Source organism: Methylomonas sp. LL1, from assembly GCF_015711015.1.
Lineage (GTDB): Bacteria > Pseudomonadota > Gammaproteobacteria > Methylococcales > Methylomonadaceae > Methylomonas.
Genome location: NZ_CP064653.1, coordinates 1,793,360 through 1,809,026 on the forward strand (window position 1 = coordinate 1,793,360; position 15,667 = coordinate 1,809,026).

General features: G+C 52.7%; 13 protein-coding genes. 10 read left to right on the plus strand and 3 right to left on the minus strand.

Translation table 11 applies throughout. The features are described from left to right. The first annotated feature begins 186 nt into the window (after positions 1–186). From IVG45_RS08440 to IVG45_RS08480, 9 genes are all read left to right on the plus strand, one after another. Positions 187–3,033 carry an EAL domain-containing protein gene (locus IVG45_RS08440; RefSeq protein ID WP_196437389.1) on the plus strand — a complete coding sequence of 949 codons (2,847 nt, stop codon included), beginning with the start codon at positions 187–189 and terminating at the stop codon, positions 3,031–3,033. 5 nt (positions 3,034–3,038) lie between these two features. Continuing rightward, positions 3,039–3,482 carry a bacteriohemerythrin gene (locus IVG45_RS08445; protein ID WP_230874841.1) on the plus strand — a complete coding sequence of 148 codons (444 nt, stop codon included), beginning with the start codon at positions 3,039–3,041 and terminating at the stop codon, positions 3,480–3,482. 156 nt (positions 3,483–3,638) lie between these two features. Next, positions 3,639–5,108 (plus strand): glucose-6-phosphate dehydrogenase, encoded by a 1,470-nt coding sequence (zwf, locus tag IVG45_RS08450; RefSeq protein WP_196437391.1) that lies wholly within the window; start codon positions 3,639–3,641, stop codon positions 5,106–5,108. Positions 5,109–5,139: 31 nt separating this feature from the next. Then, on the plus strand, positions 5,140–5,850 hold the full coding sequence (gene pgl, locus IVG45_RS08455; RefSeq protein WP_196437392.1) for a 6-phosphogluconolactonase: 711 nt from the start codon (positions 5,140–5,142) through the stop codon (positions 5,848–5,850). Between the two features lie 254 nt (positions 5,851–6,104). Next, positions 6,105–7,457 (plus strand): OpgC family protein, encoded by a 1,353-nt coding sequence (locus tag IVG45_RS08460; protein WP_196437393.1) that lies wholly within the window; start codon positions 6,105–6,107, stop codon positions 7,455–7,457. A gap of 35 nt (positions 7,458–7,492) precedes the next feature. Next, positions 7,493–9,313 (plus strand): phosphogluconate dehydratase, encoded by a 1,821-nt coding sequence (gene edd, locus IVG45_RS08465; protein WP_196437394.1) that lies wholly within the window; start codon positions 7,493–7,495, stop codon positions 9,311–9,313. A 120-nt stretch (positions 9,314–9,433) separates the two neighbouring features. Continuing rightward, positions 9,434–10,063 carry a bifunctional 4-hydroxy-2-oxoglutarate aldolase/2-dehydro-3-deoxy-phosphogluconate aldolase gene (locus IVG45_RS08470; protein ID WP_196437395.1) on the plus strand — a complete coding sequence of 210 codons (630 nt, stop codon included), beginning with the start codon at positions 9,434–9,436 and terminating at the stop codon, positions 10,061–10,063. 72 nt (positions 10,064–10,135) lie between these two features. Further along, positions 10,136–10,630 carry a rod shape-determining protein gene (locus IVG45_RS08475; RefSeq protein WP_196437396.1) on the plus strand — a complete coding sequence of 165 codons (495 nt, stop codon included), beginning with the start codon at positions 10,136–10,138 and terminating at the stop codon, positions 10,628–10,630. Positions 10,631–10,768: 138 nt separating this feature from the next. Next, entirely contained in the window at positions 10,769–11,338 is a 570-nt protein-coding gene (locus IVG45_RS08480) for a cytochrome b (RefSeq protein WP_196437397.1), read from the plus strand. A gap of 106 nt (positions 11,339–11,444) precedes the next feature. Here IVG45_RS08480 and IVG45_RS08485 read toward each other — a convergent pair whose 3' ends face one another. Next, positions 11,445–12,482: an IS110 family transposase gene (locus IVG45_RS08485; RefSeq protein ID WP_196434802.1), complete on the minus strand. Its 1,038-nt coding sequence runs from the start codon at positions 12,480–12,482 to the stop codon at positions 11,445–11,447. Positions 12,483–12,982: 500 nt separating this feature from the next. Between IVG45_RS08485 and gnd the strand changes: the two genes are divergently transcribed. Next, positions 12,983–14,428: a decarboxylating NADP(+)-dependent phosphogluconate dehydrogenase gene (gnd, locus tag IVG45_RS08490; protein ID WP_196437398.1), complete on the plus strand. Its 1,446-nt coding sequence runs from the start codon at positions 12,983–12,985 to the stop codon at positions 14,426–14,428. Positions 14,429–14,682: 254 nt separating this feature from the next. Here gnd and IVG45_RS08495 read toward each other — a convergent pair whose 3' ends face one another. Continuing rightward, on the minus strand, positions 14,683–15,090 hold the full coding sequence (locus tag IVG45_RS08495; RefSeq protein ID WP_230874808.1) for a Dabb family protein: 408 nt from the start codon (positions 15,088–15,090) through the stop codon (positions 14,683–14,685). Beyond that, positions 15,090–15,653, minus strand: coding sequence for a thioredoxin family protein (locus IVG45_RS08500; protein WP_196437399.1), 564 nt, complete (start codon positions 15,651–15,653; stop codon positions 15,090–15,092). Before IVG45_RS08500 ends, IVG45_RS08495 begins: the two co-directional genes overlap by 1 nt. Positions 15,654–15,667: the final 14 nt, after the last annotated feature.

A 15,667-nucleotide genomic window follows, 5' to 3' on the forward strand; every position in this document is an offset into this window, starting at 1 on the left:
TGGATGGCCAAATCCTAAGTCAGTGTTATTCGAAATTCCAGTCCATTGTGTGGACGCCCCATCAGGATTTGCTTTTATTATTCCGGCGCTTTCTAAATAAATAGAAGCCTGGTAACACCCTAAAACAGAAAAATGGCTAGGGATTATTTCAATAGATTTCACCATTCAGCGGTCGCCTGGGATAGTGTGTCTAAATGTTTAGATACCGATGCCTACAGCACCTTTGTCGAGCACATGCCTAGCGGTTTGAGCTATTGTAAAATATCCTTCCGCGACGGGCAGCCCGACGACTTCATTTTTCTTTACACCAATTCTGCTTTTGAAACGTTGACCGGCTTGAAACAAGTTTACGGCAAACCGGCTTCCAAAGTCATCCCTGGCATTCAAGACAAAACTCCCCTGGATTTTGAAACATGTTGCCGTGTAGCCATGGGCGGCGAACCGGAGCGATTTGAAACCTTAGTCGAGGCATTGGGAATCTGGTTTTCGGTATCCGTCTATAGTCCGAAACCGGAGCATTTCGTTGCCGTTTTTGATGTCGTCACCGAACACAGGCAGGCCGAAGAAAGTCTTCGCCAAAGCGAAACCTTGTACCGAAAACTGTTCAAGGCCAATCCGCATCCGATGTGGATTTACGACCTGGAGTGGCTGAGTTTCCTGGCCGTGAACGACACCGCCATCTCGCATTACGGTTACAGCAAAGCGGAATTTCTGTCGATGACGATTGCCGACCTTTGGCCTGGCGAAGATAGGCTAAAGTTGCGCGACAGCATCCAACGCCCTGGGATGGACACGCTGTATGAGGACGGTTTCTGCCGCCACATCAAAAAAGACGGCACGCTGATTGATGTCGAGATGACTTCGTACCGTTTTGAATATGCGGGAAGACAGGTGGAAGTGGTGCTGGCCCACGATTTTACCCAGCGCAAACAGGCGGAAATCGATCTACGCATCTCCGCCATCGCCTTCGAGGCTCAGGAAGGCATCTTGGTCACCGATGCCGATAGTGTGATTCTACGCGTAAACCGCGCATTCACGGCAATCACGGGCTACAGCGCCGAGGACGTCATCGGTCGCAATCCGCGCCTGCTAAACTCCGGCCGGCAGGATACCGATTTTTATGCCGCTATGTGGGACAGCATTCAAAACACCGGTTCGTGGGATGGTGAAATCTGGAATCGGCGCAAGAACGGCGACATTTACCCCGAGCATCTCACTATCACTTGCGTAAAAGATTCGCTGGGCAACATCAGCAATTACGTCGCCACGCTCACCGATATCACCTCGAAAAAAGAGGCGGACGATAAAATCAAGCACTTGGCTTACTACGATCCATTGACAGGGCTGTCTAACCGTAGATTGATGATCGATCGCTTGTCTCAGCAGTTGGCGCACGCCCGTCGATCGGGTGATTTGGTGGCTATTTGCATGCTTGATCTGGATGGATTTAAGCAAGTCAATGATCAACTGGGGCATAAGGCGGGCGATGCCCTGCTGGTTGAGGTGGCAAAACGCCTACAGGAATGCGTCAGGCAATCGGATACCGTCTCCCGTTTCGGCGGTGATGAATTTTCCTTGGTACTTGGTGACGTTAAAAAAATCAGCGAATGCGAGCAAACGATTTACCGGATCATTGCCCGATTGGCAAGCCCTTATCAAATCAATGGCAGTATTGCCCATGTCACCGCCAGCTTAGGTGCAACGATTTTTCCTAATGACGGCGACACCCCCGACTTGTTGTTGAGGCACGCAGACCAAGCCATGTATGAAGCCAAGGAGGCTGGCAAAAACTGTTATTGCTTGTTTAACCCCAGCCACCATAAACAGCAAATGTCGAATAAAGCCATGCTCGATAAGATGGGCAAGGCACTGGCCGATGGACAATTCACGATGTTCTATCAACCTCAAGTCGATTGCCGTCTGGGCAAGGTCGTTGGGGTCGAAGCGCTGATACGCTGGAACCACCCAATCCTGGGTCTATTACCGCCGTCGGAATTTATGCCGCTGCTCGAACATGACAATCTCATCATTACCGTCGGCGAGTGGGTGATCAATGAAGCGCTACGGCAGCTGGCTGAATGGAAAAAAGCCGGGATCGATCTAAAAATTAGCGTTAACGTCGCGGCGCGCCAACTGCATCAGGAACGCTTTGTCGTCCAGTTGAAAGCATTGATCGGAAATTACGACTCGGATATCACGAAGCGCTTGATCATTGAAATCGTCGAAACGACCGCGTTGGAAGATATCACGCTTGTCTCGGAGACCATCCGGCAATGCCGTGAATTAAATATTCGGTTTGCAATCGATGATTTCGGCACGGGCTTTTCTTCGCTTGCACATTTGAAGCACCTGAGGGTCGGTGAGCTCAAAATCGATAAAAGTTTTGTTTTTAGCATGCTTCACAATCCGGAAGATCTTGCGATCGTTAGCGGTGTGATCGGCTTGGGAGCCTCTTTCAAGCATGAGGTCATTGCCGAAGGCGTGGAGTCCATTGATCAGATATTGATGCTAATGGATCTGGGCTGCAACATTATGCAGGGTTACGTGATTGCCCGTCCCATGACAGTGGCACACCTGGTTTCATGGCTGAGGGAATTCGAGCCCGATCCCTTGTGGAAATTACCTTTTACTCAAGCCCCATCGCGGGATTATTTTGAGTTGCTATTGGCGGAAACCAACCATTGTCACTGGATAAACGAAATAGTGGAAAGGTATAGGGATAGTATGGAGGACTTTAATCCCGGGAAGTTTCTCGACTTTAAACAATGTCGTTTTGGCAATTGGCTCTATGGGGACGGGGCTCGTCAATTCGGCAAAGACAGTTGGTTTATCGAAATTGAATCGATACATCAAGGAATTCATCAATCAGCCCTACGGTTATGTAGATTTCAACGCAATGGAAATCTAATGAGAGCGACCGATGAAGCCAGCGACTTACAAAAACAGCAACATTTATTGAACGCCATGCTAAAAGCTGCCCGCGAAGCACTATCGAATCAATACTTAATGACTAATTTAACCAAATCACTGTGAATAAAATGATTGGACATGAATTGATAGTATGGAATGAAGAGCTAGTAACCGGTGTGAGCGAAATTGACGAACAGCATCGCATCCTGGTCAATAGCATTAATGAGGTCAATACTCGCTTGTCGAGCACTTCGGTCAGCGCTGAGATACTGGAGAAAATAACTCAGGATCTGCTCAGCTACGCGCTTTACCATTTTGAGACCGAGGAAAGCTTGATGCAAGAATTCAACTACTTGCAAACGCATGGTGAAGATTTAGCCATCCATCAACGCCAACATCGCGACTTCTCCGCAACAGTGGTATCGGTACGCGAAGACATAAAAACAGGAAAACTGATTTCACGCGAAGATTTGCTCTCATTTCTCAATAGTTGGCTGATCAATCATATTCTTAATACGGATAAAAGGTTAGGAGCGTTTATTTTAGAAAAGCGAAAAGAGCTTAAAGCCTAAAATTTAGCCTTCAAAGCCCCCATAATCCGAGGGCGCGACCACCCGCGCCTTGTTTGCCAAGCGCTCGGGACACTATAATAGGCAATTTTATCACTCTTGGCCCGGTTTAATCGCGCATAAACCCGCCCTGGGCATTTTCGCTCCGTATATAACGACATGACAAAAAACAACTGTTTCAAACCCTGCGACTTGGTGATTTACGGTGCCTTGGGCGATTTGTCCAAACGTAAACTGCTGATCTCTTTGTATCGTTTGGAAAAACACAATCTGATCGAGCAGGACACCCGCATCATCGGCGTCGACCGTCTGGAAGAAACCAGCGACAGCTTTGTCGCAATCGCCCATAAAAGCTTGCAAGCGTTTTTGAACAACAGCATTGACGACGAAATCTGGCAGCGTTTTTCCAAGCGCCTGTCCTATTTAAAAATCGACCTGACCCAACCCGAGCAATACAAACAATTGAATGGCGCGGTGGATGCCGAAAAACGGGTGATGGTGAACTATTTCGCGGTGGCGCCGTTTCTGTTCAAAAACATCTGCCAAGGTCTGCAGAGTTGCGGCGTGTTGAACGCAGAATCGCGCATGGTAATGGAAAAACCCATAGGCCATGACTTGAAATCCTCTAAGGAAATCAACGACGTGGTCGCCGACGTGTTTCACGAAGACCAAGTCTATCGTATCGACCATTACCTGGGTAAGGAAACCGTACTGAATCTGCTGGCCTTGCGCTTCGCTAATTCACTGTTCTACACCAGTTGGAACCATAACACCATCGACCATATCCAGATCACGGTCGGCGAAGACATCGGTATCGAGGGCCGCTGGGATTATTTCGACAAAACCGGCCAGTTGCGCGACATGTTGCAGAATCATTTGCTGCAAATTCTGACCTTCGTCACCATGGAGCCGCCCGCGAATCTATCCGCGGAAAGCATCCACATGGAAAAAATCAAACTGTTGAAGGCGCTGCGGCCTATTACCGCGCGCAATGTCGACGATAAAACCGTGCGCGGCCAATATACCGCCGGTTTTATCAAGGGTAACTCGGTACCCGGTTATCTGGAAGAAGAAGGCGCCAATACCGAAAGCACCACCGAAAGTTTCGTGGCCATTCGAGTCGACATCGACAACTGGCGCTGGTCCGGGGTACCGGTGTATATGCGCACCGGTAAACGCATGCCGAACAAGCGCACCGAGATTGTCGTCAATTTTAAAAATCTGCCGCATAACATCTTCAAGGACAGCTTTCATGAACTGCCGGCCAACAAACTGGTCATTCATCTGCAGCCCAATGAAGGCGTGGATGTCATGATGCTGAATAAAGTGCCGGGCATAGACGGCAACATCAAATTGCAACAAACTAAACTGGATTTGAGTTTTTCCGAAACCTTCAAAAAAAACCGTATCTTCGGCGGCTATGAAAAACTGATACTGGAAGCCTTGCGCGGCAATCCAACCCTGTTTTTGAGCCGTGAAGAAATCGAACAAGCCTGGACTTGGGTGGACTCGATCCAGGATGCCTGGCAGCATAACCATACCCCGCCCAAGCCCTACCCGGCCGGCAGCTGGGGACCGGTGGCCTCGGTCGCATTACTGGCACGCGATGGGCGTGCCTGGGAAGAATAACAACTACTATCTTATTGAGAGAATAACGATCATGGTTAAAGAATTCTTTTTTGAACAGCGTCATCATTTATTTACCGCCTTGGTTGCCGAGTGTCAGGACGTGTTATCGGAAGCTATCAGCAAGCACGGCGCGGCCACTCTATTGGTTTCCGGCGGTGGCACCCCCGCGCCTTTGTACGAGGCTTTATCCAAAACCGAACTGAACTGGAAAAAAATCAAAATCGCGCTGGTCGACGAACGCTGGGTGGATCAGGACCACGCCGCCAGCAACGAAGCGCTGATCAGACGTACATTGCTAATTAATAACGCCAAGACGGCCGAGTTTACCGGCATGAAAACCGCCGCCAAAACGGCAACCGCCGGCCAAGGCGAAACCGAAGCCCTCTATCGCAAGCTACCGCAACCCTTCAGTCTGGCGATTGTCGGCATGGGTCCGGATGGCCACACCGCATCGCTGTTCCCGCATGCCAAGGGCTTGGCGGGAGCCTTGAACACCGATAATGACAATCTGACGGCGGCCATCAGCGCCAACCAGACCGAAGTCACCGGCCCCAACACCGAACGGCTGACCCTGACCTTGCCGGCCTTGCTGAAAACCGACCGCGTGATTATTTTGTTCACCGGCGAGGACAAACTGGCTGTTTTCAGCGCCGCCCAACAACCCGGACCGATCGAAGACATGCCGATCCGCGCCCTGCTGCACCAGGAACAAGTGCCGGTCGAACTGTACTGGGCGCCTTGACCGATCGAAAGGGTTTGGTTGGTAATAATTTCCCTGAATTCATTGTAGGGGCGATTTTAAGCGCCCAAGGCGAATAACTCGTAAAAGCGCGTAGCGAATGCGCCCCTACAGGACATTCAAATATCGGGAGCTTATTTTTCACCGAATCCAAGGGTATGCCGGGGCGGCGCAAACCAACCCATTGACGGGAACATAGCCTTTTTAAGCTGCAAACTTCGTCTTGTCCACATTGACCACCCCTAACGGGGCACCTTATGAAATTTGAGATACGCGCCGCGCCACCTCGTAATTTGCAGCTGGATTTCTTTCGCGGCCTGGCCTTGATGATCATTTTCATCAATCACATGCCAGGCAACCCTTGGTTTGCTTACACGCCCTCGCGCCTCGGCCCTAGCGACGCCGCCGAAACCTTCGTATTTTTATCCGGTTTTGCCGCCGCCATCGCTTACGGCCGCAGCTTTAATCAGGCAGGCATCGGCCTGGGTTCGGTACGGGTGTTGTTCCGTTGCGGTCAGATTTATGTCGCTCATTTGGCCTTATTCATATTGATGACCAGCTTATTCCTGTGGATGAACAGTCAGGGCATCATCGGCGCTCACTGGCAGCTCGATAATCTGCATTACTTTTTCGACCAAACCCAGGAAGCGGTGCTGGCACTGGTCAGCCTGAAGTACGTTCCCAATTTCATCGACATTCTGCCGATGTATTTGGTGATCATGCTCTGGCTGCCGATGGCGTGGGTCTTGTCGCGCATCCATGTCTGGCTGCCGCTGGGGTTTTCCTTGCTACTCTATCTGGCGGCGCATCGTTTAGGTTGGGAACTCAGCGCCGACCCCACCAGCAGCCGCAGCTGGTATTTCAATCCTTTTTGCTGGCAACTGGTGTTTTTCACCGGCTTTGCCTTCAGCAGCGGCTGGCTGCCGATTCCGCGCTTTCACCAAGGCCTGTTATGGCTATGCTTACTGTTTGTGGCGTTTTGTTATCCGCTGGAAAACCCTTTCGGCTACCAGCGCCTGCCCTGGTTTGCCGCCTTGCGCGAAAGCTGGGCCGGGCTGCTGGATAAAAGCCATCTCGGCTTCATCCGCTACCTGCATTTTTTGGCCATGACCTATTTGGTCAGCCACTTCATGCATCGCCATCCGCACTGGTTACAAACCGGTCCAGCCCGCGAAATCATTGCGATGGGCCGTCAATCGCTGCCTATCTTCATGCTCGGCACCTGCCTATCGTTTGCCGGCGGCATGCTGCTGGACGGCACCCATCCCGATCTGGTCGAAAGCGCCTTGATCAATCTGGCCGGACTGGGACTGATGCTGTTATGCGCCCAGTTGCTGAACTGGCTGGATCAAAAACCCTGGAAAACCCTCGGCGAAACCCCCGCCGATAACATGGCAAACAATTGGCCGGCTCAATCGGTATTGGCATTAGGTTTGTTGTTGCTGACCGCCGCACCGATGCTGTTCCTGCAATCCCAACAACCACCGGCCGCCGCCATGGCCGAAGCCGAACCCGATCTGGTCGTTTCGCCCGAGAATCCAACCCAGATCACCGAAGAAGTGGTTTATCAACCCAACGACGAAGCGATCGAAATGCCCGATACGCTGTAAAATCGTCAACACTCATCATCCGGAGACATCCATTAATGCACCCCATATTAGAACAAGTTACCGAACAAGTCGTGGCTCGTAGCCGCGACACTCGCGCCGCCTACCTGGCCCGCATCGATGCCGCCATCGCCAACGGCCCTCACCGCACCAACTTGCCTTGCGCCAATCTGGCGCACGGCTTTGCCGTCTGCTCGGCCGTTGAAAAAGAAGAACTGTCGCATAGCCCCAAGGCCAACGTCGGCATCATATCCGCCTACAATGACATGCTGTCCGCCCACGAACCCTACAAGGATTATCCGGCGCTGATCAAGCAAGCGGTGCGGGAAGCCGGCGGCGTGGCTCAATTCGCCGGCGGCGTGCCGGCCATGTGCGACGGCATCACCCAAGGCATGCCCGGCATGGAATTGTCACTGTTCAGTCGCGACGTGATCGCCATGTCCACCGCGATCGGCCTGAGCCACAACATGTTCGACGCCGCACTGTATCTGGGCGTTTGCGACAAGATCGTTCCCGGACTGTTGATCGGCGCGTTGAGTTTCGGCCACCTGCCGGCGGTATTCGTACCGGCGGGCCCCATGACCAGCGGATTGTCCAACAAGGACAAATCCCGCGCCCGGCAAAAATTCGCCGAAGGCAAGATCGGCGAGAAAGAGCTGCTGGAATCGGAATCCAAATCCTACCACGGCCCCGGCACCTGTACTTTCTACGGCACCGCCAACAGCAACCAGATGATGGTCGAAATCATGGGCCTGCATTTGCCCGGCAGTTCGTTCGTCAATCCTTACACCCCGCTACGCGACGAACTGACCAAGGCCGCCGCCAAACAGGTATTGAAATTCACCGCCCTCGGCAACGATTTCCGCCCGATAGCGCATGTGATCGACGAAAAAGCCATCATCAACGCCATCATCGGCTTGCTGGCCACTGGCGGTTCGACCAACCACACCATCCATTTGATCGCGATTGCCCGCGCCGCCGGCATCATCATCAACTGGGACGATTTCGACAATTTATCCAAAGTCATTCCGTTGTTGACCAAGATTTATCCGAACGGCCCGGCCGACGTCAATCAGTTCCATGCCGCCGGCGGCATGGGGTTGCTGATTTCCGAACTGCTGGATCACGGCTTGCTGCATGGCGACATTCTGACCATCGGCGATCAACGCGGCATGGCGCAATACAGCCAAGTGCCAAAGCTGGAAGGCGGTCAATTACATTGGGAGCAAGGCCCAACAAGCAGCCTGGACCAGCAAGTCATCGGCAGCGTGGCCAAACCGTTCGCCGCCGGCGGCGGTCTGCATGTGATGCACGGCAATCTGGGCCGCGGCGTGTCTAAAATCTCGGCGGTGGCCGAGGAACACCAAGTCGTCACCGCGCCTGCCATGGTATTCGACGACCAACTTGACGTAGTCGCGGCTTTCAAACGCGGCGAACTGGAAAAAGACGTCATCGTAGTGTTACGCTTTCAAGGCCCTAAAGCCAACGGCATGCCGGAATTGCATAAACTGACCCCCATCATGGGTTTATTGCAGGATAAAGGTTTCAAAGTCGGATTATTGACCGACGGCCGCATGTCGGGCGCCTCCGGCAAGGTACCGTCCGCCATCCACATGTGGCCGGAATGCATTGAGGGCGGTCCGCTGGCAAAAGTCCATAACGGCGACATCATCGTGATGAACACGCAGACCGGCGAAGTCAACGTGCAAATCGACCCGGCCGAATTCGCAGCCCGCGTCGCGGAGCCCAACCATGCCACCGGCCACCATTTCGGCATGGGCCGCGAACTATTCGGAGCCATGCGGGCTCAGGCTTCGACGGCGGAAACCGGGGCGACAAACCTGTTTTTCGTGGATTAATTACAATAAAAATAACTGTCGGGCTTGTCCTTGCGGACAAAATGTTTTGCTTTACCCGATAAACACCATCAGCGTTGGGTTATCCCCTGGGCTAACCCAACCCATTAACTGGAAAACAATATGACCGTATCAATCAAAGAAGTAATGACCACCTCGCCCGTCATGCCGGTGATGGTCATCAACCACATCGAACACGCCGTTCCCCTGGCGCGCGCCCTGGCCGACGGCGGTTTGAAAGTATTGGAAATTACCCTGCGCACCCCGGTGGCGCTGGAATGCATTCGCCGAATCAAGGCCGAAGTACCCGATGCGATCGTCGGCGCCGGCACCATCATCAATACTCAAACCTTGCATCAAGCTATCGATGCCGGCGCGCAATTCATCGTCAGCCCCGGCCTCACGCCTAGCCTGCTCGACGCGGGATTAAGCTGCGGCGTTCCCCTCCTGCCCGGAGTCATCACCCCCAGCGAAGTCATGCGTTTACTGGAAAAAGGCATTACGGCGATGAAATTCTTCCCGGCCGAAGCGGCGGGCGGCATTCCGATGCTGAAATCCATCGGCGGCCCGCTGCCGCAAGTCACCTTTTGTCCCACCGGTGGTGTCAATCCCAAAAACGCCCCCGAATATCTGGCACTCGCTAATGTGGCCTGCGTAGGTGGTTCATGGATGGCGCCGGTCGATCTGGTCGATGCCGGCAATTGGACCGAAATCACCCGGCGCGCGGCTGAAGCGACGGCCTTGAAAAAATAAGCGCAGCTCTTTTGTAGGGTACGCATTGCGTACCCTACCAAGAAATTTATACTTCGAGAGGGATTAATGGGCATGTTTAAGCTTTTTCGAAACACCCTCTACATTCGTATTGAACCCGAGAATATCGCCTTACTGCATGTCGAATCCGGCTCTCAATTTGCCGATATTCCGATGTTGGCCATTGAAACCAGAAAAGGAAAATCAACCATCATTGCAACTGGACGCGACGCCCTCATGCTCTCCGGCAGAGACAATATCACCATCAGCAACGGCTTCCGGCATCCACGTACATTGCTGGCCGATTTTGCGATTGCGGAACAGACGTTAAAGCATTTTGTCAGGAAAACCCTGCCAAAATCGTTATTTGTCACGTCACCGGTTATGATTATCCAACCACTGGCCTTATTGGAAGGCGGATTGACTCAAATCGAAATTCGCGCCTTTGCCGAACTCGGCGCCTTGGCGGGCGCCCGCCAAGTTTATCTATGGGTAGGTCCGGAATTGACCCGCGATGAATTGAGCAAGTTGAACTTCGCGCGCGCCGGCGGCCAATTGCTTTTTCCATAAGCACAACTAAGCTTAGGAACAGATGAGAAACATGTCGGCAACTGTAGGTGCGAATTTATTCGCACTGTGCGGATAAATCCGTACCCAAAACCCGCCGCCCTCCCAAATTCAACGGTCGGTATCAACGGAGAATCAGATATGCAAACAAACTCAACCGAACCCTACAATCCCTTGACCATCGCCCTGCATTGGCTGATGTTTGTGTTGATGGTCGGCAGTTATACTTTTATCGAGTTGCGCGAATTGTTCCCCAAGGGCAGCGACCCGCGCGAGGCCATGAAAGCCTTGCATTTCATGGTGGGCTTGACCCTATTGCTGTTGGTTTTGCCGCGCATCCTGGTTCGCCTGTCGAGTTCGACACCCAAGATCATTCCGGAGCCGCCGGCCTGGCAACACTCGGCGGCAAAAATGGCTCATTTGGCGCTTTACCTGTTCATGATTGTGATGCCGATACTCGGCTGGCTGATGTTAAGCGCCGCCGGTAAACCTATCCCCTTTTACGGCCTCGAACTGCCGGCGCTGATCGGCGAAGATAAAGAGCTGGCCAAATTCATCAAGGAAATCCATGAAACCATCGGTGAAATCGGTTATTACCTGATCGGACTGCATGTGCTGGCCGCGCTGTTTCATCACTATTTCCAACGCGACAACACTTTGCTCAACATGCTCCCGGCATCATTGGCGCATCGTTTGAGAATTGATCAATAAGGATATCGCCAAAAACAACTTCCCTGAATAAGGATTTGGTTGAAAAAAATTTCCCTGATTTCCTTGTAGATACTCTGTTCCAAGTCAACAAAATTCCATCACTTTTTCACTCAGCGATGATGGGTGTCGGAATGACATAAAACCGTGTGTTATCGAACGGCTGGTCGTGCTTTAGCATGCCATGGATCGCATGCAGTAATTTACGCATCACTGCGCAGACGGCCTGTAAAGGTTTCTTGCCGTTGTCGACCAAGTGCTGGAAATAAGCGCTGACATGGGGATCATGCTGTTTGGCGCTCAAGGCCGGCATATACAATGCCGAGCGAATATGCCGGTTACCCGCCTTGGACAGCCGCATTTTCTTATGTACGCTTTTGCCGGATTCAAAGGCTTTGGGATCGAGCCCGGCAAACTTGACCCATTCGCGATGCGACAGGTTGGGTGGCAATAACAGCAGTTCGCCCATCAAAGCAATGGCGCTGGTTTGGGCAATGCCTTTGATGCCGGTCAGCAACTCAAAAACACGCTTGAGTTCCGGGTGCTGGTTGATCAAGGTCATCGCTTCGGCGGCCAAGGTATCGATGCGTTTTTCCAATTGACTGATCGCCAGCTTGGCATCGCGCAGCAACGCCTTTGGAGTTTCCTGAGTCGCACTCAGTGCATGCAGATGGTTTTTCGCGGCAGCTTTCTGACCGGTCAGCGCATCAATGCGGCGGGCAAACCCGCGCAAAGCCAGGGTCTGATTCGATGGCCGGGTCCAGGCGACAAAGTCCATGCGCTCGACGTATTCGGCCAGGGTATTGGCATCAACGGCATCGGTTTTGCTGTTTCTCATCAACACCTTGGCGAAGTTATGCGAGGCCTTGGGATTGACGACCATCACGGGAATACCGGCGTCATGCAACGCAATTGCCAGGTCGAAATGGTAAATGCCGGTGGCTTCCAGGCAGACTTTGATGCCCGGCAGCTTGATCAGCTTGTTGACCAAGCGGGCACGGTCAGAGCGGGTATTGGCATATTTTTGTGGATCGAACGACTTGCCGTTCTTGCGGATCACCAGCACCAATTCATCGGCTCCGACATCCACGCCGGCAAACAGGCGGTGGATAGATTCAGCGATGGCATTGATTGGGAGGTTCGTCATAATCGTTTTTTAATTCAGTTAAAGGTTAAGTACACTATTCACCGGTTCCCGACCCTGCGCATGCACCTACCTTCCTTGTGTATGCAGGCTCTAAGCCTCGGATACTCCACGGTATGGGTGAATAGGGCGGGGGCCAATCTACAGCACAGGCTCTGGTATTTACCAGTCCTCAGGGGCGAACGGCCTCCCAATGAACGATGACAGCTTAATCGGTTCTTCTAGGCTATCGGTTGTTAAAATTCATCATACAAGGGGCGATTTTAATCGCCCAAGGCGAATGAATTCGCCTCTACAGGACATTCGAATATCGGGAACTTATTTTTGACGGAATCCTAAGTTAAATTTTCCGCGAGCGCTTTTGAAATATTGATAGGGGTCGAATTTACTTGTGCCCTTGAGGACACAAGTAAATTCGACCCTACACTGTTTCGACACAGTAAGAGCATGTCATCCTCAACGTGTTACTATCCGAATACAATCAACGATTACGGTAGGCGAACATGAAAGCAAATATCGGTTTAATCGGCCTGGCGGTCATGGGCCAAAATCTGGTTCTGAACATGAACGATCACGGTTTCAAGGTGGCGGTCTATAACCGCACCACCAGCAAGGTCGATGATTTTCTGGATGGGCCGGCCAAGGACACACAAGTTGTCGGCGCGCATTCCTTGCAAGAACTGGTCAACAGTCTGGAATCGCCGCGTAAAGTCATGCTGATGGTGAAAGCCGGCAGCGTGGTGGATCAATACATCGAGGACTTGCTGCCTTTATTATCGGCGGGCGACATCATCATAGACGGCGGCAATTCGCTGTTTACCGATACGGATCGCCGCACCAAATATCTGCAAGAAAAAGGCCTGCTGTATATCGGCAGCGGGGTTTCCGGCGGCGAGGAAGGCGCCCGCCACGGCCCGTCCATCATGCCCGGCGGCAATCAAGTGGCCTGGCCGGCGGTCAAGCCGATCTTCCAGGCCATCAGCGCCCATGTCGATGGAGCCCCCTGCTGCGAATGGGTCGGCGATAACGGCGCCGGCCACTACGTCAAAATGGTGCATAACGGCATCGAATACGGCGACATGCAATTGATTTGCGAGGCTTACCAACTGCTGTCTGAAGGCCTGGGACTCAGTACCGACGAGATGCAGGCCATTTTCGCCGAATGGAATGGAGGAGAACTCAGCTCCTATCTGATTGAAATCACCGCCAATATCCTGGCTTACAAGGACGACGACGGCCAGCCATTGCTTAACAATATACTGGATACCGCCGGCCAGAAAGGCACCGGCAAATGGACCGGCATCAACGCGCTGGATTTGGGCATTCCATTGACGCTGATCGGCGAATCGGTGTTTGCCCGCTGCCTGTCCGCCCAAAAAGACGAGCGTGTCAAGGCAGCGAAGGCATTGCCGAAACAAACCACGACCTTTAAGGGCGACAAGCAAGCCATGATCCTGGCCATCCGCCAGGCCTTGTATGCCTCCAAAATCATTTCCTATGCGCAGGGTTTTCGTTTGATGCGGGAAGCGGCCAAGGAATACCGGCTGAGCTTGAATTACGGCGATATCGCCTTGATGTGGCGCGGCGGCTGCATCATCCGCAGCCAGTTTTTGAACGACATCAAACAGGCTTACCAACAAAACCCGGACCTGGAAAATTTGTTGTTAGCCAATTTCTTCGTCAATGCGATGAAGCAAGCCGAAGCCGGCTGGCGCCAAGCGGTAATTCTGGGCATACAACTCGGCATCCCGACGCCGGCCTTCTCGTCCGCCCTGGCCTATTTCGACGGCTACCGGACCGAAAGACTACCGGCCAATCTGCTGCAAGCGCAACGGGATTATTTCGGCGCCCATTCCTACGAACGCACCGACAAACCCAGGGGAGAATTTTTCCATACCGACTGGACCGGCCACGGCGGTAAAACCGCATCCAGCACTTATACGGTTTAAGTTTTCGAATTGCCAATTTATCAGGATTGGGGCGAGAATATCGATAGCAGGAATGCTGCCGTCAAGCTCCAAAAGCTACGCTAATGATTCGGTAAAAAACAACTTCCCGGCTGGACTCTAGTAGGAGGGGCTTTAGCCGCGACCGAAGGCTTGACAAGTCGCGGCTAAAGCCCCTCCCACACCTGCGATATACAAGCGTCGGAATCGGGAAGTTATTCTCTCTGGATCTGGACAAAATTGCCCCAGCCCTTTTATCAGTCGATAAAATCGTAAACTGTGTATCGATCCACCAACGGCCGCAACACGTCTTTAGCAATCCGGCCATACTCCGGATTTTTCAAAAAGGCTTCGAAGGCTTGCTGGCTTTCAAACACACTGGCAATCGCTACATCGTAAGACTGGTCCAGAGCAGAGCTGGCATGGCTGCGTTTGACGGCGGCCGGCGTACCGACATCGTAAGCCAGCACGCCGGGCAATTGCGACAGCGGCTTGCTTTCCGCTATGTATTGTTGCCTGAGTTTTTCGTCGCCGGGCTGCTTCAACCAGATAACCACCAGATGATGCAAACGGTGCCGAGATTCGGCCCGTTGCATCGTCGCGCAACCGGCCAGCAATCCGGCCAAAATCACGACAGCCAGCCGGCTGCGCCAAGACATCCGCATCAACCCACCTTCCACTTGATATTACAACCTATGCTGGGAATTTGGTTGGCCGAAATTGGTTGCCTGGCCAGCAAACTATCCAAGGCATTGCGTAAATCCTCGCCGGTCACCGGCAGATCATTTTTCGGCGTCGAGCCGTCCAGCCGTCCGCGGTAGACACAGGTCAGATCGGCGTCGAACAGATAAATATCCGGCGTGCAGGCGGCTCGATAGGCCTTGGCCACCTCCTGGCTTTCATCGAACAAATAGGCGGCGAACGGATTACCCCACTCCGCCATTAATTGCCGCATCTTGTCCGGCGCATCCTCGGGATAGAGTTCGACATCGTTGGAGCTTATCGCAATGGTGGCAATGCCCAAGGCGGCATATTGCTGGGCGATCGCAATCAACTGCTGTTTGACATGCAACACGTAAGGGCAATGATTACAGATGAACATCACGATGCTGCCCTGCTCGCCCTGTAAATCCCGCAAACTGAAATGCTTACCGCTCACGGTATCGGGTAATGTGAAATCCGGGGCTATCGTGCCTAACGGCAACATATTGGAAGAGGTGGCGGCCATGATTTCTCCTCGGG